The organism is Pseudomonas sp. FeN3W, assembly GCA_030263805.2.
Lineage (GTDB): Bacteria > Pseudomonadota > Gammaproteobacteria > Pseudomonadales > Pseudomonadaceae > Stutzerimonas > Stutzerimonas stutzeri_G.
The window spans coordinates 1,022,612-1,042,577 of the sequence record CP136010.1 but is presented as its reverse complement, the minus strand read 5'-3'; the positions used below and the strand labels follow the sequence as shown (position 1 = coordinate 1,042,577).

The 19,966-nt window shown below is 58.3% G+C and carries 16 protein-coding genes and 1 pseudogene; 8 read left to right on the top strand and 9 right to left on the bottom strand.

The window, feature by feature from the left end:
- The 4 genes from P5704_004685 to P5704_004670 all read right to left on the bottom strand — a co-directional run bounded on the left by P5704_004685 (window position 1) and on the right by P5704_004670 (window position 2,603).
- On the bottom strand, window positions 1–444 hold the full coding sequence (locus P5704_004685; protein WOF79797.1) for a DUF2846 domain-containing protein: 444 nt from the start codon (window positions 442–444) through the stop codon (window positions 1–3).
- Between the two features lie 201 nt (window positions 445–645).
- Window positions 646–1,338 (bottom strand): GNAT family N-acetyltransferase, encoded by a 693-nt coding sequence (locus tag P5704_004680; protein WOF79796.1) that lies wholly within the window; start codon window positions 1,336–1,338, stop codon window positions 646–648.
- A 107-nt stretch (window positions 1,339–1,445) separates the two neighbouring features.
- Window positions 1,446–1,796: a TfoX/Sxy family protein gene (locus tag P5704_004675; GenBank protein ID WOF79795.1), complete on the bottom strand. Its 351-nt coding sequence runs from the start codon at window positions 1,794–1,796 to the stop codon at window positions 1,446–1,448.
- A gap of 81 nt (window positions 1,797–1,877) precedes the next feature.
- On the bottom strand, window positions 1,878–2,603 hold the full coding sequence (locus tag P5704_004670) for an NAD(P)H-dependent oxidoreductase (GenBank protein ID WOF79794.1): 726 nt from the start codon (window positions 2,601–2,603) through the stop codon (window positions 1,878–1,880).
- 117 nt (window positions 2,604–2,720) lie between these two features.
- Here P5704_004670 and gcvA point away from each other — a divergent pair, with 117 nt between their 5' ends.
- A complete protein-coding gene (gene gcvA / locus P5704_004665; protein WOF79793.1) occupies window positions 2,721–3,626 on the top strand; it encodes a transcriptional regulator GcvA in 906 nt (301 codons plus the stop codon).
- A gap of 225 nt (window positions 3,627–3,851) precedes the next feature.
- Here the strand turns inward: gcvA and P5704_004660 are convergent.
- A pseudogene (locus tag P5704_004660) lies at window positions 3,852–5,013 on the bottom strand (IS3 family transposase).
- A gap of 82 nt (window positions 5,014–5,095) precedes the next feature.
- Between P5704_004660 and P5704_004655 the strand changes: the two are divergent.
- The gene (locus P5704_004655) at window positions 5,096–5,527 is read left to right on the top strand and encodes a hypothetical protein (GenBank protein WOF79792.1); all 432 of its coding nucleotides are present in this window, start codon (window positions 5,096–5,098) and stop codon (window positions 5,525–5,527) included.
- A gap of 15 nt (window positions 5,528–5,542) precedes the next feature.
- Window positions 5,543–6,883, top strand: coding sequence for an ATP-binding protein (locus P5704_004650; GenBank protein WOF79791.1), 1,341 nt, complete (start codon window positions 5,543–5,545; stop codon window positions 6,881–6,883).
- Here P5704_004650 and P5704_004645 read toward each other — a convergent pair.
- A protein-coding gene (locus P5704_004645; GenBank protein ID WOF79790.1) for an IS3 family transposase occupies window positions 6,822–7,972 on the bottom strand; the annotation gives its coding sequence in 2 pieces (ribosomal slippage) (window positions 6,822–7,735 and window positions 7,735–7,972; 1,152 coding nt in all). The two genes, P5704_004650 and P5704_004645, sit on opposite strands and share 62 nt — an antisense overlap.
- 217 nt (window positions 7,973–8,189) lie before the next feature.
- Between P5704_004645 and P5704_004640 the strand changes: the two genes are divergently transcribed.
- Together P5704_004640 and P5704_004635 are read left to right on the top strand one after the other, a co-directional pair.
- Window positions 8,190–9,140 carry a HAMP domain-containing sensor histidine kinase gene (locus P5704_004640; protein WOF79789.1) on the top strand — a complete coding sequence of 317 codons (951 nt, stop codon included), beginning with the start codon at window positions 8,190–8,192 and terminating at the stop codon, window positions 9,138–9,140.
- Window positions 9,141–11,105 carry a hypothetical protein gene (locus P5704_004635; GenBank protein WOF79788.1) on the top strand — a complete coding sequence of 655 codons (1,965 nt, stop codon included), beginning with the start codon at window positions 9,141–9,143 and terminating at the stop codon, window positions 11,103–11,105. It begins immediately after the preceding gene.
- 236 nt (window positions 11,106–11,341) lie between these two features.
- Here the strand turns inward: P5704_004635 and P5704_004630 are convergent, their stop codons facing one another.
- Complete coding sequence (locus P5704_004630; protein WOF79787.1) at window positions 11,342–12,589, bottom strand: ribonucleotide-diphosphate reductase subunit beta; 1,248 nt, start codon at window positions 12,587–12,589, stop codon at window positions 11,342–11,344.
- Window positions 12,590–13,113: 524 nt separating this feature from the next.
- The gene (locus P5704_004625) at window positions 13,114–15,996 is read right to left on the bottom strand and encodes a ribonucleoside-diphosphate reductase subunit alpha (protein ID WOF79786.1); all 2,883 of its coding nucleotides are present in this window, start codon (window positions 15,994–15,996) and stop codon (window positions 13,114–13,116) included.
- Between the two features lie 704 nt (window positions 15,997–16,700).
- Here P5704_004625 and P5704_004620 point away from each other — a divergent pair.
- Window positions 16,701–17,417, top strand: a complete 717-nt coding sequence (locus P5704_004620) for a winged helix-turn-helix domain-containing protein (protein WOF79785.1) — start codon at window positions 16,701–16,703, stop codon at window positions 17,415–17,417.
- An 11-nt stretch (window positions 17,418–17,428) separates the two neighbouring features.
- Window positions 17,429–19,045, top strand: a complete 1,617-nt coding sequence (locus P5704_004615; protein ID WOF79784.1) for an ATP-binding protein — start codon at window positions 17,429–17,431, stop codon at window positions 19,043–19,045.
- A 25-nt stretch (window positions 19,046–19,070) separates the two neighbouring features.
- On the opposite strand, the gene P5704_004610 is transcribed toward P5704_004615, so the two are convergent.
- Entirely contained in the window at window positions 19,071–19,742 is a 672-nt protein-coding gene (locus tag P5704_004610; GenBank protein ID WOF79783.1) for a DUF4197 domain-containing protein, read from the bottom strand.
- Here P5704_004610 and P5704_004605 point away from each other — a divergent pair.
- The gene (locus P5704_004605) at window positions 19,729–19,926 is read left to right on the top strand and encodes a hypothetical protein (GenBank protein WOF79782.1); all 198 of its coding nucleotides are present in this window, start codon (window positions 19,729–19,731) and stop codon (window positions 19,924–19,926) included. The two genes, P5704_004610 and P5704_004605, sit on opposite strands and share 14 nt — an antisense overlap.
- The last annotated feature ends 40 nt before the right edge of the window (window positions 19,927–19,966 follow it).

Sequence of the window (19,966 nt, the reverse complement as noted above, 5' to 3'; positions counted from 1 at the left end):
TTAGCGGGCCAGTTCGGTTTTCGCTACAGCTTGCTGGCCTTCGCTTTCCGATACTTCGGTCAGCTTCGCACCACCCACGAACACGCCCATCTTGATCGACTGACGCACGTAATGGTTCTTGCCAGCTATGGCGTCCAGTTCGATGAGGTTGTCGCTGAACTCGGACTCGGTAGCCAGCGTGTGCTTTCCGGGCGTGATGAGACGGTAGAAGTAGGTGTTGGCTGCCGTTTCGCCGATGACCTCATCGTCGATCTTCACCGTTTTCTTTAGAGCGCCTCCAAGCATGGAGTCGCGGAAGATGTACAGGCCGGCTTGATCCTGTGGCGGTGCGGGGAAGGTCTTGTACGCCTGGTCCTTTTCGGGTGACTCCATTGGGACCGATGCGCAGCCGGTCAAAATGGCAAAGCTCAGCGCCGCGGCGCTCATCATGAAATGCTTGAACATGAATACTCGTTCCTGAGTGTTAGGCGAATTGCCGGTAAATATTAAATTGCTATCACCTGACCGTTAACCCTCTGCAGCGTCGAGCAAGTCTTGGTGAGCGGTTTTAGTGACGGGGGTCACGCTAATGGCCGCGTGCGGCGGTGTACTGCCGAACGATTGTCTGGCCTAGGTCTATCCTGCCTGTTCTGAACCTGGCAACGGTTAGTGCAGGCGTCGCACCGTCGACTGCTGCACCACGTCCTGTGCCTGACGCGCCAGCTGATCGAGCAGGCGGTCGCGCTGTTTCTCCGCCTCGCTCATGGCCTTGCGGCCGTTTTGCTGCGCCAAGTAGCTGTAGATCTGCCGGACTTCCTTGGACTGGAAGATCGGCTCCAGATCCTGCACCGCCACCGCACCGTTCGAAGCCTCGTTACGGGTATTCATCACCACCTGCGGGCCGCGCGCCGCCAGTGGCTGAAAACCGAGCTTCTGGAAATAGGGCACCTTGCTCGCTACGCAGGCCACTTCGGCATGGGGATAGCGCGCCACCATCGCGTCGACCATGGCTCGTCCGATGCCGAGCCGGCGATGCTCGGCCTGCACCGCCAGATAAACCAGCGCACAGGCGTCGGGATCATCCACGAAGGGCAGGTACAGCGCGAAGCCGAGCAGGACCGCCGGGTCGTCGGCATCCAGCGCCATTATCAGCTCCGGCTTGCCGGCCTGCGCGCCGTCCATGCTGTCGAGATAGCGATGCACCTCGAAACCCACCACGTACTGGTACAGCTGATACAGCGGGTTGTTGGGCTGCAGCGAGACCGGGCTGATGTCGCCGAGGTAATCCACCACCATCTGCAGCACCTGGCTTTTCAGCGATTCCGGCGGCGGGGTGTCGAGGTGGGTGAGGGTGAACATGGCGGCGCTCCGGTTGGTACGGAAAATGGCGGCATTGTACCGGGCGGTGCGCGGCAGGCGAGGGTAAGCGGCATTCTGATCGGTGCTGCGAGAGATCCTGCCTGCCGCTAGGTCGCGGCTGCATCTGGCTTTCTTTTCCTCGGCTTGCGTGGCGCAGGTGCCGGCATGAGGCGAGCCGTTTCGATCACCAGGCGGCAGAGGTCGTCGGCATCGTCCAGCAGCTCGTCCGCCACCGGATAGTTCTTCGCGCCGGGATAGGGCGGCGCTTGCGGCAAGTCCGGGGCGAGCGTTTCGGCGGCCTGCGAATGCTTGATGAACAGGCTGTTGTCGCAGACGAACGCGACGACCTTTTCGTCCAGATAAAGAGCGTACTCGCCGAACATCTTCCTGTACGTCAACCTGCTTCCCAGGCCGATCTGCTCTGCCACATACAGCACGAAATCTCTGTCGCTCGCCATGCCTGCTCCGCTGTCTCGACTGGGTGCCACGCCCATGGAGCGTAGCGTGGAAAGCGAAGCCGTTTCCACGCGTTACCCGCCTTATGCCTGATCGAACGCTACCTCTCTTGTCCGCCTATGAAGCGGAGGCGCATCGATTGCCGCCTGCAGCTCCGTGACCAAGGTATCGACCTGGCGTAGCGCCTCCGCCACCGAGGCGGCCAATATCTCTCCACCGGTTTCCTGACCTTCAATCGCGATCTGATGGATGCGGGTGATCCCGATGAAATTGAGTGCCGTCACCAGGTTCGGCTCCAGGTGATTCATGTGCGCCATCTCCCCGCCGGGACCAAAGCCGATGCCGCCGCGGGCGCTGAGGATGACCGCATGCCGTGGCCGGTCCGCCAGCAACGGAACGTACGGATCGGGCAACTTGCTTTCGTCGACCTCAACCGTCCGGCCCGGGCGCACGATCTGGTCGATCCAGGCCTTCAGCGCCGCAGGCATGCCGAAGTTGTAGAGCGGCGTACCGATGACCAGTACATCGGCGGCGATCAGCTCATCGACTAGCTGGTCACTTTCCGCCAGCGTGTCCCGCATCCACGGCTCACGGCGTTCTTCCGGCGTGAAGCTCGAGGCGATCCAGTCATGGTTGATAAACGAAGGCGGGTTCTGGCCTATATCCCGATAGACGATGCCGTCCTGCGCGCGGCGGGCCGCCCACTGGCTGACGAAGCGGTGGGTGAGGTTACGGCTGTGGGAGCCGTGCTCGTCCTTGCCGGCAAGGCCGGGGCGGGCGCTGGCATCGAGGTGCAGAAGGTGCGTCATGATGATTCTCCTCTGTGATTGAATTCATCTGCCGTTCGCGGTAAATCCAGCCTAGGGCTAGGCTGTAGTGGCGACAAACGACCATTTCTTCCAACAACAGATGAGAGAAACTCAGCCATGGCGCACCGCCGGTTACCTTCGCTTTCTGCTCTACGCGCCTTCGAAGCCGCCGCCCGGCACGAGAGCGCCAAGCAGGCCGCGGAGGAGCTGTCCGTCACGGCCACGGCGATCAGCCACCAGATTCGTTCGCTGGAGGAATCCCTCGGTGTGGCGCTGTTCCTGCGTAAACCAAGAAAGCTGGAACTGACCGACCAGGGGCGCGAGCTGCAACAGACGCTGGAAGCCGCGTTCGACAGCATCAGCGGGGCGGTCGAACGCCTCAGCGCGGCGCCTCGTCGCCAGGCAATCACCCTCAGCACCACACCGGCCATCGCGGTGCGCTGGTTGGTGCCCTGGGTCTGCCTGTTGCGTGATTCCCATTCGGATATCGATCTGCGCTTCCATACCTCCCATGAGCCAGTCGCGCTGGATGGCGTCACGGCGGACATCGCCATCCGTTACGGTGACGGCCGCTGGCCGGGGCTGGTGGCGGAGAAGCTGTTCGATAACACCTTCGTCCCGGTCTGCAGCCCGCACCTCGGCTTGCGGGATATAGCCGAGCTGTCCAAACACCCTTTGATTCATTTCCGTGCGCAAGCCGCCTTGTCCGCCCCGATTCACTGGGCGTCGTGGCAGAAACTCGCCAACGTGCCAGGGCTGGATGTGAGCGCCGGGCTGGTCTTCTCCGACGAGACCCACGCCATCTCCGCTGCCATCGGCGCCCAGGGTGTGGCCCTGATGAGTCGGCAGCTGATCGAGGACGAACTGAGGGAAGGGCGGCTGGTGCAGCCGTTCGGGCCGGAGATGGAGGGCAAGCCGTTTCATCTCGTGTACCCGGAGAGCCGCCGGGATGATCCGACGGTTCGGGCGGTGAGGGAGTGGGTAATGAAGGTGCCGGGTGGGTTGTGTGAGGTGGTGGGGTGAAGTGTTGAAAGGCGCGACCTAGGTAGCGCTTTCTAGGAGTTTGGAAGCTGGATCAGCTCAATCTCAGTAAAACGCCAAGCATCCTCAACGTATAGATTTTCGGTGGATCGGAGCACCGTAACCTTTTCACGCGGTACGGACTCCAGCTAGCTAACAAAATGCTCCCAAGACAACATTGTTTGTATTACTTGCGTCCAGGCTTTCCAGCTGAAATAAGTGTAGTGGTCAACCCATCCCGGACAGTGGGTTGAGTTTTTCTTCGGCCACGGCAGGCGGTAGCCCGCCGTTGTACTGATGCGGCCTGATCCAGTTGTAGCGGTGCATCAGGTAATGACTGATGTCCCGCTGCGCCTCCTGCGCCGCCAGGTAGCCCGTCGACGGGATCCACTCCGACTTCAGGCTGCGGAACAGGCGCTCCATTGGCGAATTGTCCCAACAATTCCCCCGACGGCTCATGCTCTGCTGCATCCGGTAGCGCCAGAGTCGTTGCCGGAACAGGCGACTGGCGTACTGGCTGCCCTGATCCGAATGAAACAGCACTTGCTTTGGCTTGCCGCGCTGTTCGTAGGCCATGTCCAGCGCCTTGATCACCAGGTCAGCATCTGGCTTGGCCGAGAACGCCCAGCCGATCACCCGCCGTGTATGCAGATCCAGCACCGCGGCTAGGTAATGCCAGCGACCTTGCGCCCAGACATAGGTGATGTCGCCACACCACACCTGGTTGGCGCGCTGGACAGTGAACTCGCGGTTCAGCCGGTTCGGGATATCCGGGCGCTCTACCGTGGCCTGCTTGTAGGCGTGCGACCCCGGCTGCTTGCTGACCTGCCCCAACTCCCGCATCAACCGACGCACGCGGAAACGGCCGATTGTCACGCCGGCAGCCGCAGCATGCCGAGGATGCTGCGGCTGCCGGCCGAGCCTCGACTCTGGCTGAACAACTGGTTGACCTGGCTGCGTAGCGCAACGCGGCGAGCATCAACATGGCGTCGTCGAAGACGGTGGGCGTAGTAGCAAGACCGCGCCACATCGAAGGCTGAACAGACCACTTCCACTGGCTCCTGCTCACTTAACTGGTCTATCAGCGCGTACGATCGAGTTCGTCTGACATCAAGAGAGCGGTAGCCTTTTTTAATATCGCTTTCTCCCGCTCCAGCCGATTGATCCGGGCTTCCAGCTCCTGGATCTTCTGCTGCTCGGGCGTCAGCGCCTTGCTCTTCGGGGGCACGCCTTGGCGTTCCGCCTCGAGCTGCTTCACCCAACGGCGCAATGCCGAGTCCACCACTCCCAGTGAGCGGCAGGCCTCGATATGGCTGTAACCCTGGTCCAACACCAAGGCAGCAGCCTCTCGCTTGAATTCGGCGGAAAACGTACGTCGTTGCTTGCTCATCAGACACCTCTCTAACGGCGAGGATTTTCGCCTAAATCGGTGTCCGGGGTTAGTAGACCACTACAAAACGAATATCGAAGCTGTGTATCCCTTCCAAGAGGATGGGTTAATCCTGCGCGACATCGAGGAAATCCTGCGTGTCTCGGGTGTAGGAATGCCTCCCTATACCAAGTGGGGGCGAACCCGTTCTGGCTGCTACTTCTGCTTTTATCAGCAAAAAATAGAATGGGTGAAGCTGAAGGAAACACACCCCGACTTATACGAGAAGGCCAAAGAGTATGAAGTTCCGTTTGAGAAAACAGGAAATTTCTTTACTTGGAGCCAGGGCGAAAGTCTTGCCGAGTTGGAACGGCCTGAGCGCATGGCACAGATCAAGCGTGATCATGCCGTGCGTGTCGAGAGGCAAGCTCAGCGGAAAGATAACTCCACGTTAATCGCTGTGTTTTCGGAGCACGAAGGCACCGAGGCTTTTGACGATGATGATGATCAGGGATGCTTGGTCTGCCAGCTTTGAGGAGATGGAGTTCAGATGTCATTCAAAATAACTGCGAGAACCATCTTACAGTTGGGGGCTGAGCTTATTTCCTCCGACGCGGTGGCGTTGTATGAGTTAATAAAAAATGCCATCGATGCTAGGTCCAGTAATGGCGTAGATATAAAGTTTTCAATCGTAATGCTCTTGTCTAAGTATGAGGAGTGCTTGGCTTACATTGGCGAGGGTAATGATATTGATGCTTGCAGGTCATTCATCTATGAGAATTTACAAGCCGATGCTGAGCGAGAGGACCTTGATAGCTTCAGGAGTCTAATCAGGGCTGCGCGCAATTGTGATGAGCTGCGCGATGCATTAGTTCATGCCTACCGGGCAATAAACAGAATAGTGGTTACGGATACTGGTCATGGCATGTCTAAGTCTGATCTTGAAGATATCTATCTCACTATAGGAACCTCCAGCAGGGCCAAGGATGTCAATGCGCAATTAAAAGATGGTGGGAAGGGGGAGTCAATATATCTGGGTGAGAAGGGTGTAGGGCGACTGTCTGTTATGCGTTTGGGGCGGCGACTCAGCGTACAAACAGCCAAAGTGGATGAGAAGAATTACAACATTTTAGATATTGATTGGCGCGAATTTGAAGCAGCCTATGACAAGTCTCATGATTCGGTTGTAATTACGGTAAAGCAGGGTGAGGCTAAGCCTTTAGGTCAGTCAGGAACGAAAATTATTATATCTGATTTAACTAGCGTATGGACAACTAGCGTTTTGGAGGAAAACATACGCGGACAGATAGCAAGACTGACTGATCCTTTCGTTGTAGGTAAAAAAAGGCGTTTCCCGATCCGCTTCGAGTACAACGGATCTGATATTTCATACGCTGCGAAAATTGAGCAGCTACTGCTGGATAATGCTCACGCGATCTGTAAAGCGACCTATAAGATTATTGATGGGAAGGCGCAGCTCAAAGTCGATATTGTTGAAAATATTTATAATGGTAGTGCTTACTCGGATACGCATGACGAGTTAGACCTCAAGGTTATGGTGGGATTGGAAAAGCTCGGTTATCCGCTCTCTACTTTACGGAAGGTGGGGGATTTTGAGTTTCAATTGTATTGGTATAACCGGCAAAAAATTAAAGGTATACCAGACCTGGGAAATCGGGCCGAAATCCTTAAGCTCATTGAGCAATGGGTTGGTGTGATGCTGTTTCGCGATGGTTATCGCGTATTGCCGTATGGCGATGAAGGCGATGATTGGCTTGGCCTTAATCGTAAAGCACTATCGGCAAGTGGTTTGAATCGCCCCGGCTTTCCTAGACACTCTCCAAGCTCTGGAAATAACGCTTTTCAAACTCCACTGGCGACAGCTGCATAGCGCTGCTGTGCCGGCGCTTGGGGTTATAGAACATCTCGATGTAATCGAACACATCACTGCGGGCTTCTTCGCGAGTGCCGTAGGTTTTCCGTCGGATGCGCTCCCGCTTCAGCAACTGGAAAAAGCTTTCCGCGACCGCGTTGTCGTGACAGTTACCGCGTCGACTCATGCTGCTGATTAGGTTGTTGGCCTTTAGGAAGCTCTGCCAGTCCGAGCTGCTGAACTGGCTGCCCTGGTCGGAGTGGATCATCACCTCCTGCCTGGGCTTGCGCCGCCAGACCGCCATCAACAACGCATCGATGGCCAGGTCGCTGCACATCCGTGGTTTCATCGACCAGCCGATCACCTGGCGCGAAAACAGATCCAGCACCACCGCCAAGTACAACCAGCCCTCATAGGTGCGGATGTAGGTGATGTCGGTGACCCAGACCTTGTTCGGCTCGCTGACCTTGAACTGCCGCTCCAGGCGGTTGGGCGAAGCCACCGTCGGCTTACCGCCGTAATAGCCGGGGCGCCGACGATAACCGGTCTGCGAACGCAGCCCCTCCACCCGCATCAGGCGAGCCACGCGGTGCCGGCCACAGGACTCGCCCAGCTCACGCAGGTCGTCGTGGATCTTGCGGTAGCCGTAGACCCCGCCGCTTTCCAGCCAGGCATGCTTGATCAATCCGAGCAGGCGCTGATCTTCCTTCTCGCGTGCGGATTTCGGCTCGGCCAGCCAGGCGTAGTAACCGCTGGGATGTACCTGTAGGGTCTGGCAGAGACGCCGTACCGGGTACTCCACCGACAGCTTGCTGATGACGGCGTACTTCAGCCGGACTCCTTGGCAAAGTACGCGGCGGCCTTTTTTAGGATGTCTCGCTCTTCGGTCACCCGCTTGAGTTCCGCGCGCAAGCGACGCAGCTCGGCCTGTTGATCATCTACCTGCTGCCGCTGTGCTTGGGGCTTGCTGTAGCGCTTTACCCAGGCGTACAGGCTGTGCGCGGACACGCCTAGACGCTCCGCCACATCGGCAACGCGCAAACCGCGCTCGGTGACTTGCTTGACCGCTTCGATCTTGAATTCTTCGGGGTAACGCTGGTTGCTCATGGCACCTCCTGATGGGCCTCATTATGAGGCTTGGAGGTGTCTACGAAACCAGGGGCGATTCAGTTATAAGCTAAATACCAAGCAATTTATTGGGCGAGTTGCTATCGGTCGAATTAATAATCCATATCTTTTGGATCAAACTAATAGGCAAGGCTTGCAAGATTGTCCGGAAAAAACACTGTTGGTGAATTGCCTTCAGAGCGTTATCGTAAATCGAATGGCTTTCGTCTTAGAAGAGGGAAAGTCTAGTGAAAAAACGGAACGCTTGGCGGGGTTCGATGTAGGCCGAACGGACAAAGCAGTGAAAGATCTCGAAAAGAGAGCGAGCCAGGCCGTTCGAAAGATATCGCAGCACTACAGCGGGCCAGAACATGTTTTACAGCAGGTCAAGGATTCATTCGCAGAGCTGAAAGATGCATACAGCCGGGCCGTAGATAAATTGGGCGTGGTTGAAAATGAACGCGAACGAATGACGCACTTGGCAGGCATCGGCCTAACTGTTGAGCTGGTTGCTCATGAGTTGGCTAGGGTCACCGAATTTACGCAAAAAACACTGAGAGATGTGCCGGAAAAGGAAATTAGCCAAGAGCTAAAGGGGGTCTTCGATGTCTTGGAATCTCAGCTGAAAAGTATCCAGAAGCGCTTAGCTATTCTCGAGCCTCTCAGTGTGTCTGCTCGACAGCGCAGGGCTATGAAAGATGTTGGTGATATTATTAATTTTGTCTTGACGGCACATGACTCACAGTTCAAGCGGCATAATGTAAGGCTAAGTTTGGATCTTGGTCGCAGCCCGGTGAAAGCGTTTGTGATAGAAGGGCTAGTCGTACAGATACTTGAGAATTTAATCTCTAACTCGGTTTATTGGCTTAAAGCTTACTCTGAGGAACATGAGAGTTTTCAGCCTGAAATAAATATTGTATTGACCGGTAGTCCTCCGATGATTACTTATCAAGATAATGGCCCTGGTATTCCAATTTCCCGGAGAGAGGTTGTGTTCCAACCATTTTTCTCCACAAAGGGAACTATTGAGCGCCATGGGTTGGGGCTTTACATCGCTCGAGATTGCGCGGAGATGATGGGGGGCACTCTGACTCTGTGTGATGAGCCGGTGGTGCAAGAAGGTCGTCTGAATACGTTTGTGTTGGAGTTGGCAGAGGAAGCCAAATAAATGTCTTCATTGCAGGAATTATTTAATAAATCTGACATTAAGTATGTCGAGGTGATCGACGATGCTTTTGACATACAGCCCAATATGTCTCTAACAACTGCGCAGGCGACAGCCTTTACGGACCTTCTCTCCGGTGAGGACTATGAACTACTTTGCGCGATCTTCGAAACTGATGATTTCAGCGTAATCATGGAGAGCCTTGTATCTCTAGAAGGTACTCTGAAACTTTTCGAACGTATCGACGAGCTTTCGGATAAGACCCTACGGAAAAAGGTTTTTACTGATTTCTATGAAGATGTTGAGCCGCAAAGAGAGATGCTGCAGCCGTTGTTGGATCTGCTTGAAGAGACAAAGGTAAGTTGGAAGCCATTTGGCTCTGATTACGAAGTTCGGGATGAAGCCCCTGATATTGTTTTTATCGACTTAAAAATATCGCACAGCTCCGTACTGGATTTGAGTAAGGCTGTGTCGATTGTCAGAAAAATTCAAGAACGGCATCCGCAGGCTATACCTATTATTTTTTTGATGTCGTCTCTCACTGTCGCGCTCAAGGAAAATCGCGATGAGTTTCGTCAGTCCTGTAATCTATATGCTAGTCAGTTCGAGAAGCTTAACAAGGACATGTTCAAAAGAACCCGTGAGCTGCAGAGAATGATCGCGGATTACGTGTCTGCCTACCCTGCGATCAAGTCGGTTCGTGGTTATCATGAGGCTTGGGGAGCCGCAATCCAAAGCGCTGCAGCTAGGTTCCAAGGCCAATTAAGAAATTTGGATGTTGCAGACTACATTGCGCTTAAAGATATCTCGCTTGCACATGAGAAGAGTAGTGTCGGTGGGTATCTCACTGAGGTGCTGATGGAGTACTACTTGTATGAGCTGCAAGGCTCATCAGAGATTCATGCGCTGGCAGGTGAAATTGATAAGTGGGCTAAAGGAAATATTAGGTCGCGATTCAATATAAATAAGGCTGCAGAAACTGTTTATCTGTCAAATATTGTCTTCAATGCTGAATTGCTAAAGGCGGAGGAGAAATCTGGTCTGGGTTACAAGCACGGAAAATTTAACTTGGGTGACGTGTTTTTGTATGAGGATCCCCAGACTCAACAGTATGTCAAAGCGGCTGTTATCATGAGTCCTGCCTGTGACTTGGCAAGATATAGCTGTAAGGACAAGAAAGCTCTTCATATACTGCTTTGTGAAGGGGAGGTTAGTAAGTTTAATGACGCTGTTCCTGTTCGAAACATCAAGTCAGAATCGCCTGTTGGGCCTTTGATTGTTGACTACGCAGGCAAAGATGGAACGTCCAAGTACTTGATCAGCTGGAATGTCAAACGACCCTTTTCTTGGTGTGGTGAGGGGGCCGCAAGTGTCGTAGCTCAAAAGACTCCATGGCGCTTTGCTGCGAGAATGAGGATGCTATATGCAATTCAACTACAGCGTGCGATGACTAATGATTTGAGCCGCGTGGGAGTGCAAGTTGCTCCCTCTATCTATCAACCCCACGGCCTAACAGTTTACTGTCGTGAGAAGGGACAATGGACGGTCCTTTGTGATGATTGGGCTAATGACAATACAGCAGCAGCCGTTACTGATGACGGCCCAGCCAAAAAAGTCATGTTTATGCTGCGTGGCGGGGTTTGGGCTCAACTGTTGAATAAGCTGGATGTCTGGGTCGATAAGAATTCGGATGAGTACGGTGTTGATGACTTGAAGAAGTTTCTCGCTGATGAGAACGTCTATTCAGGGCTTCAACACGTTATCATGAATAGAGTGGCTCCACCGGATAATGCATTGACTTATCGTCATCCTTTGAAAAATCTCTCACTTAAAGGTGAGGCGAGTAAGGCGTTGCGAGAGGTTCTTGCTTTTGCAAGGGAGAACGATAAATTTGACCCGAAACTCTCGGTGGTTGAAGGGGAGCAGGCTGCCGTAGTGGTAGTATTCAAACAGCTAAGTACAGAGTGAAGCGTCTTTTGCTTGTTACTTTAGTGGTATTGATGCTTTGATGTGCAGCTCTATAGTAAAAAGGCCGCATAAGCGGCCTTTTTCGTACATCGATTTTCTAAGCTGACGTGTAATTTTATATGTCGTTCGATATAAGCTTATGTGTCGTATTTGGATGCTTATGCGTCGTCCGATGGTCCGTTTCAGCATTCAGTGAAAAAAATTCAGTGAATGCTGAAAAATAACGATGCCTTGAATCAATCCCAGCTCAACGCCCCACCAGTCTGATACTCGATCACCCGCGTCTCGAAGAAGTTCTTCTCCTTCTTCAGGTCCATGATCTCGCTCATCCACGGGAACGGGTTGGTAGCGCCCGGGTATTCTTCCTTCAAGCCGATCTGCGTCAGGCGACGGTTGGCGATGAACTTGAGGTAGTCCTCCATCATCGCGGCGTTCATGCCGAGGACGCCGCGGGGCATGGTGTCGCGGGCGTATTCGATTTCCAGTTGGGTGCCCTGGAGGATCATCTGGGTCGCTTCGTCCTTCATCTCGGCGTCCCACAGGTGCGGGTTTTCGATCTTGATCTGGTTGATCATGTCGATGCCGAAGTTCAGGTGCATGGACTCGTCACGCAGGATGTACTGGAACTGCTCGGCGGTGCCGGTCATCTTGTTGCGGCGGCCCATGGAGAGGATCTGGGTGAAGCCGCAGTAGAAGAAGATGCCTTCGAGCACGCAGTAGTAGGCGATGAGGTTGCGCAGGAACTGTTTGTCGGTCTCCGGGGTGCCGGTGTTGAAGGTCGGGTCGGAGATGGAGCGGGTGTACTTGAGGCCCCAGCTGGCCTTTTTCGCGACGCTCGGGATCTCGTGGTACATGTTGAAGATCTCGCCTTCATCCATGCCCAGCGATTCGATGCAGTACTGGTAGGCGTGGGTGTGGATCGCCTCTTCGAAGGCCTGGCGCAGGATGTACTGGCGGCACTCGGGGTTGGTGATCAGGCGGTAGGTGGCCAGCACGAGGTTGTTGGCGACCAGGCTGTCGGCGGTGGAGAAGAAGCCGAGGTTGCGCTTGACGATGCGGCGCTCGTCTTCGCTGAGGCCGTCCTTGCTCTTCCACAGGGCAATGTCGGCGTTCATGTTCACTTCCTGCGGCATCCAGTGGTTGGCGCAACCATCCAGATACTTCTGCCAGGCCCAGTCGTACTTGAAGGGTACGAGCTGGTTGAGGTCGGCGCGGGCGTTGATCATGCGCTTCTCGTCAACGCGCACGCGGGCCGATTCGCCTTCCAGTTCGTTGAGGCCTTCCTGGATGTCCAGGTCGTCCAGCGCGCGCTTGGCGCGGGCGATGGCGTCGGAGTCGTCAGCGGCAACGGCGCGGGCTTCTTCCACGGAGCCGGCGGCTTCGTTGTCCAGTTTGGCGGTGGTCTGGCTTGCCGGCTGTGCGGCAGCGGTGGCCGGCGCGGCGGTGGTGGTGTCTTCTTCGTCGAATTCGTCCCAGCTCAGCATGTGCGATTGCTCCTGATCGGGGACCGGGGCTTGGCCGGTCGGATGTGTTTGGGTGCTTTTGGTTTGCACGCAAAAGCGGGTGTTTGGTTTGGGCCGAGATGGGTCCGGCCTTTTGTATCGTCTGGTGGGGTTGCCCCTCACCCAAGCCCTCTCCCCGGAGGGGCGAGGGGATGGTCGGGTGTTTGGTCCGGCCTTTTGTATCGTCTGGTGGGGTTGCCCCTCACCCTAACCCTCTCCCCCGGAGGGGCGAGGGGACTGGTTTGGTGTTGGCGTCGGGCTTGTTCTATCGGTAGCCACCGCGTTGGCTTAGGCTCCAGCAGGAGCGGGGCCGTTCTGTTTCCTTGTCGCAACAGTGGTGCGAGCGTGGAGCTGTGCGAGTGGTTGCTAGGCGGCTGCCGAGCCGGAACCCCTGAGCGTACAGCTGTACGTGATGGGGTCCGGTTTGGCGGCCAACGCCGCAGACGCCGCTCCTCCCTTTACCAGCTGCCCTCTCCCCAAAAGGAGAGGGCGGCGCGCCTCCTTTATTACTGACAGGCTTCGCAGTCTGGGTTATCGATGGAACACGCCAGCGGCACCGGAGCCGGCTTCGGCTCTGCAGCCGGCGCGGCGCTGGCGGAGTTCGCCGCCTCGCTGCCACCACTGGACACGGCGTTCAGCTTGCCGGTGTTGATGGTGGACTTCTCGGTGCTGGTCGCGGCCAGGGCACGGAGGTAGTAGGTGGTCTTCAGGCCACGGTACCAGGCCATGCGGTAGGTCACGTCGAGCTTCTTGCCCGAGGCGCCGGCGATGTACAGGTTCAGCGACTGTGCCTGGTCGATCCACTTCTGGCGGCGGCTGGCGGCATCGACGATCCAGCGGGTTTCCACTTCGAAGGCGGTGGCGTACAGGTCCTTCAGATCCTGCGGGATGCGCTCGATCTGCTGTACGGAGCCGTCGTAGTACTTGAGGTCGTTGACCATGACCGGGTCCCACAGGCCGCGGGCCTTGAGGTCGTGGACCAGGTACGGGTTGATCACGGTGAACTCGCCGGACAGGTTCGATTTGACGTACAGGTTCTGGTACGTCGGCTCGATGGACTGCGACACGCCAACGATGTTGGAGATGGTCGCGGTCGGCGCGATGGCCATGATGTTCGAGTTGCGGATGCCTTTCTTCACGCGCTCGCGGATCGGCGCCCAGTCCAGGGATTCGGACAGGTCGACGTCGATGTACTTCTGGCCACGGGCCTCGATGAGGATCTGCTGGGAATCCAGCGGCAGGATGCCCTTGGACCACAGCGAGCCGTCGAAGCTGGAGTAGGCGCCACGCTCGTCGGCCAGGTCACAGGAGGCCTGGATGGCGTAGTAGCTGATGGCTTCCATGGACTTGTCGGCGAAGTCGATGGCGGCATCGGAGCCGTAGGCGATGTGCTGCAGGTACAGGGCATCCTGGAAGCCCATGATGCCCAGGCCCACCGGGCGGTGCTTGAAGTTGGCGTTCTGCGCCTGCGGCACGCTGTAGTAGTTGATGTCGATGACGTTATCGAGCATGCGCACAGCGGTGCGCACGGTGCGCTCCAGCTTGGCCGAATCCAGCTTGCCGTCGACGATGTGGTTGACCAGGTTGATCGAGCCCAGGTTGCAGACGGCGATCTCGTCCTTGTTGGTGTTCAGGGTGATCTCGGTGCACAGGTTGGAGCTGTGCACCACGCCGACGTGCTGCTGCGGGCTGCGCAGGTTGCACGGGTCCTTGAAGGTCAGCCACGGGTGGCCGGTCTCGAACAGCATCGAGAGCATCTTGCGCCACAGGTCCTTGGCCGGCAGGGTCTTGAACAGCTTGATCTTGCCGTACTTGGTCAGCTCCTCGTAGTACTCGTAACGCTCCTCGAAGGCGCGGCCGGTGAGGTCGTGCAGGTCCGGTACGTCGGAGGGGGAGAACAGGGTCCACTGGCCGTCGTCGAAGACGCGCTTCATGAACAGGTCCGGAATCCAGTTGGCGGTGTTCATGTCGTGGGTACGGCGACGGTCGTCACCGGTGTTCTTGCGCAGCTCGAGGAATTCCTCGATGTCCAGGTGCCAGGTTTCCAGGTACGCGCAGACCGCGCCCTTGCGCTTGCCGCCCTGGTTGACCGCAACGGCGGTGTCATTGACCACTTTCAGGAAAGGCACGACGCCCTGGGATTTGCCGTTGGTGCCCTTGATGTAGGCGCCCAGTGCGCGCACCGGGGTCCAGTCGTTGCCCAGGCCGCCGGCGAATTTAGAGAGCAGGGCGTTATCGCGGATGGCGTCGTAGATGCCGCCCAGGTCGTCCGGCACGGTGGTCAGGTAGCAGGAGGACAGCTGCGGACGCAGGGTGCCGGCGTTGAACAGGGTCGGCGTCGAGGCCATGTAGTCGAAGGACGACAGCAGGTTGTAGAACTCGATGGCGCGCGCTTCTTTCTGCTCTTCCTCGATGGCCAGGCCCATGGCCACGCGCATGAAGAAGATCTGCGGCAGTTCGAAGCGGACGTCGTTCTTATGGATGAAGTAGCGGTCGTACAGGGTCTGCAAGCCGAGGTAGGTGAACTGCTGGTCACGCTCGTGATCGAGCGCGGCGCCCAGCTTGGCCAGGTCGTAGCTCTTGAGCTTGGAATCGAGCAGTTCGAACTCGACGCCTTTCTCGATGTAGGCCGGCAGGGCCTTGGCGTAGAGGTCGGCCATCTCGTGGTGGGTGGCGGACTCGGCTACGCCGAGGAAGCCCAGGGCCTCGGCACGCAGGGTGTCCATCAGCAGGCGCGCGGTGACCTGGCTGTAGTTCGGCTCGCGCTCGACCAGAGTACGGGCAGTCATCACCAGGGCGGTATTGACGTCCTTTTCGGCCACGCCGTCGTAGAGGTTCTTCAGGGTTTCACGCTCGATCAACGCGCCGTCGACTTCGGCCAGGCCTTCGCAGGCCTCGCGGATGATGGTCTGCAGGCGGCCCATGTCCAGTGGCTGCTGGCTGCCGTCGGCGCGGGTGACGCGGATGCTCGGGTGCGGCTGGGCGATGTCGCTGCTGTCGCTGGCGCTCTTGCGCTTGGCGGCCTGGGCTTCGCGGTAGATCACGTAGTCTCGGGCGACCTTCTGCTCGCCGGCGCGCATCAGGGCCAGTTCGACCTGGTCCTGGATTTCTTCGATATGAATGGTGCCACCCGAGGGCATGCGACGACGGAAGGTGGCGGTGACCTGCTCGGTCAGGCGCGCGACGGTGTCGTGAATGCGCGAGGAAGCGGCAGCGTTACCGCCTTCCACTGCGAGAAAGGCTTTGGTGATGGCGACGGTGATCTTGTCGTCGGTGTAGGAGACGACGGCACCGTTGCGCTTGATCACGCGCAGCTGGCCCGGGGCGGTAGCCGCCAGATCCGGTTCATCGGCTGACAGCGGGTTCTCGCGAGTGGATGGGTTCTGCATGGGGGCTCCGGATTCTATTTTTGATCGCGTTCTGATTCTGTCTGCGCGGGCCTGGTCTGGCCCGGGCGTCGTTACTGCATGAACCATGCCCCGCATTGCGGCGCATGGTGGTATCGCAAGGAATAGTCCTGACTCGGCCGCTCACGAGCTAAGTCGTTGCCGGAAGGATAGTCAGGCTGGAAAAACTGTCAACACAATATGTTGTGTTTTGTCTTGGCTCCGAGCACAGCTGCTAGTTTCGCGCTTGGAGTCAGGGAGACGACTGTCGAAGGCTTGCATTAATGCTTGACCTGAGGCTGCCGACGATGTTGCAGAGCAATGAGACGCGGGACGATAGCCTGGCGCTCGAATATGTCTCGATTGTGTCAGTTGCTACGTATAGGCCCAACATCTAGGGTCTACGACGCGCAGGGGCGACAAGATAATGCTGGCTCCGGGCCAATGCAAGACAGCTGTCTGGGATAACCTGTGGATAAGGTGTGTGCGTTTTGTGGGTTAAAGCGCGGCGTCCGGCCACAGGCCGCATGGCTGCGGCGCTCGGCCGTATGCCGACGAAATACGTGCCGCCGGGCATATTTTGATGATGGTCAATGACACAACATGTTGTGTTTGCCGCTGCCCGCTTTTTGTGCATCGTGCCAGGCCGGGCGTTGGGTACAATGCGCGCTGTTCGTTTGTGGCCGACGGCCTGACAGGGGGCGGGGATGGAGCAAGAGACGTGGCGGATTCTCATCGTCGAGGACGATCGACGGCTGGCTGAGCTGACGCAGGAATACCTGCAGAGCAGTGGCGGCTTCGAGGTATCGATCGAGTCGGATGGCGCCTGTGCTGCCGAGCGCATCATCGCGGAGCGTCCGGATCTGGTGGTGCTCGATCTGATGCTGCCCGGCGAGGATGGCCTGTCGATCTGCCGGCGGGTGCGTGACCGCTACGATGGCCCGATCCTCATGCTCACCGCGCGGGCCGACGATCTGGATCAGGTGCTGGGGCTGGAAACCGGCGCTGACGACTATGTCTGCAAACCGGTGCGTCCGCGTCTGTTGCTGGCGCGCATTCGCGCCTTGCTGCGCCGTCAGCCGCCGGAAACGCCGGCCAATGCCAAGCGCCTGCAGTTCGGCCCGCTGGTGATCGACAGCGCACTGCGCGAAGCCTGGCTGCGCGAACAGCAGATCGAACTGACCGGCGCCGAGTTCGACCTGCTCTGGCTGCTGACCTCCAACCCCGGGCGCATTCTTTCCCGTGAAGAAATCTTCGCCGAGCTGCGCGGCATCGAATACGACGGTCAGGACCGCTCCATCGATGTGCGTATCTCGCGTATCCGTCCCAAGATCGGTGACGATCCCGATCATCCGCGGCTGATCAAGACGGTGCGCGGCAAGGGCTATCTGTTCGTTTCCGAAGCTGCCGTGGCGATGGTGTAGCGCCGCCGCCCATGAACTCGATCTTCCTGCGCATCTATGGCGGCATGCTCGGGGTGCTGGTGCTGGTGGCGCTGCTCGGCACCAGCGGCCTGCACCTGCTCAACCAGTACCGTGCGGACGATCACCGCGAGCGCCTGGCCAGCGGCACCTTCCGCCTGATGGCGCACAACATGAGCAGCATGACGCCGATCGAACGGCGCCAGGCGGCGAACCTCTGGGGGCGGCTGCTGGGCATTCCGCTGCGGGTGCGCACGCTCGACGATGTCAGCCTGGAACGCCGGCTGGAGGCGCGCCTGCTGCGCGGGCAGGTGCTGGTCGAGCAGATTCGCCCGCAGAGCACCACGGTATTCAGCCTGGTCAGCGCAAAGGATCGGCTGGTGCTCACCGGCGAGGTGGAACAGCTCAGCGAGCAGCTGGCGCGCGCGACCATCTATCTACTGATCGACGAGCTGATTCGTTATCCCGAAGCCGAGCAGCCGCGACGGCTCGCCGAACTGAAAAAGGCGCGTGGTTTCGGCTTCGATCTGGAATTGCTGACGCGTGACAGCGCCAACCTCGATGACGACCAGCGTCGACGGCTGGACGAGGGCGACACGGTGATGGCGCTCGCTCGTGGCGGCGATGCCGTGCGCGTGTTCGCGGCCATCGCCGGCACCGGCTGGATCATGCAGCTCGGTCCGCTGTACCAGATGAATCCCTATCCGCCGCAGTTGCTGGTCCTGATCGGCCTGCTCGGCCTGTCGCTGATCGGCCTCACCGTGTATCTGCTGGTGCGCCAGCTGGAGCAGCGCCTGAGCGTGCTGGAAGGCGCTGCGACCCGCATCGCCGCGGGCAATCTGGAAACCCGCGTGCCGGACGTCGGCACCGATTCGGTCGGGCGCCTGGCTGCGGCATTCAACGGCATGGCCAGGCATCTGCAACGCTTGCTGGCGGTGCAGCGCGAAATGGTCAGTGCCGTGGCCCATGAGCTGCGCACGCCGGTCGCGCGCCTGCGCTTCGGTTTGGAAATGAGCGCCGAGGCGCAGACCGATGAGGCCCGGCGCAAGTACCTGGAAGGCATGGACGGCGACATCGACGACCTCGATGCGCTGGTCGACGAGATGCTGGTGTATTCGCGGCTGGAGCGCGGCTCGCCGACCCTGCATTTCCAGCAGGTCGACCTAGGTGCGCTGGTCGATCAGGTGATCGGTGAGCTGGCGCCGCTCCGCGCCGATGTCGGCGTCAGCCGCGGGGAATGCATCACGGCTGCCGATGGCAGCTGCTGGGCCGAGGCGGAGCCGCAGTACCTGCGCCGCGCCCTGAGCAACCTGATCACCAACGCCATGCGCCATGCCGAGCGTCAGGTGCAGGTCAGCTTCGCCATCGATGGGCAAACGGTGCGGCTGGAGGTGGACGACGACGGCCCCGGCGTGCCGGAAGCGGATTGGGAAAAGGTCTTCACCCCGTTCCTGCGCCTGGACGACAGCCGTACCCGCGCCTCGGGCGGGCACGGGTTGGGCTTGTCCATCGTGCGGCGGATCATCTACTGGCACGGCGGCCGCTCGCAGCTGGGGCACAGCGATCTGGGCGGCGCGCGTTTCAGCCTGCTCTGGCCGCGGCGCAGAGCGGACCAAGCAGCGGCTGGCTGAAGCCAGCGCGGTTCGATCCATTCCCTCAGAGCAGTCCGAACACCTTTTTCGCCAGGCTGGTGGCTGCGGCGGTGGGGTTCTTGCGAATGCTCGCTTCCTGCTCGGCGATCACGGTGAACAGGCCATCGAGCGCCTGTTCGGTGACATAGCTTTCGATATTCGCGTAACTGCTGTTCGTGCCAGCCGGCACCTTGGCGGCGACGGCGTTGTACTGCTGTGCCAGGCCGACCTGGTCGGTGGCCTGTTTGACGATGGGCAGGAACTTCGCGCGAATCTGCTCGCGGCTGGACTGGTCGAGGTACTGGGTGGCCGAGTCGTCACCGCCGGCGAGAATCGCCTTGGCGTCCTGCACGGTCATCTTGCGCACGGCATCCAGCAGCAGTTGCTGAGCTTCTGGCACGGCCTTCTCGGCGGCCAGGTTCATGCTGTTCTCCAGCTGCTCGACCTGTGCACCCATGCCGAGCATCTTCAGCATCCGCGAAGCCTTGCCGATGTTGCCCGGCAGTTCGATGCGCACGTCCGGATCGCTGCTGAAGCCGCCAGGGCGGCCGAGCTGCTGTACGGCGACCTTGGCGCCCTGGCTCAGGGCATCCTTGAGGCCGGCGCTGGCGTCGCTCTGGGTCAGGTCGGAAAGTGAAAGGGCGAAAGCGCTGGCAGAAAGTGCCAGGCCTGCAACGAGAGTGATGATGCGCAACATGGCGTTTAACCTCATGTTCACTGGATGGTTTAGAAGCGGCGAATTGCCGCCGGCCGCATGGTCTGGCGCCGATGCTAAAGCAATGCAGGGCAAGGCACAGGCGTTTACCAGCAGTATGGGCCAGGAGGGCGGGGGATACCCTGTCGCTGACCTTCTATCTATCGCCGACATGGCTTTGCCGTGATCAGCGAACAGCTGGATCCGCACACCAGCCATCCCGAATT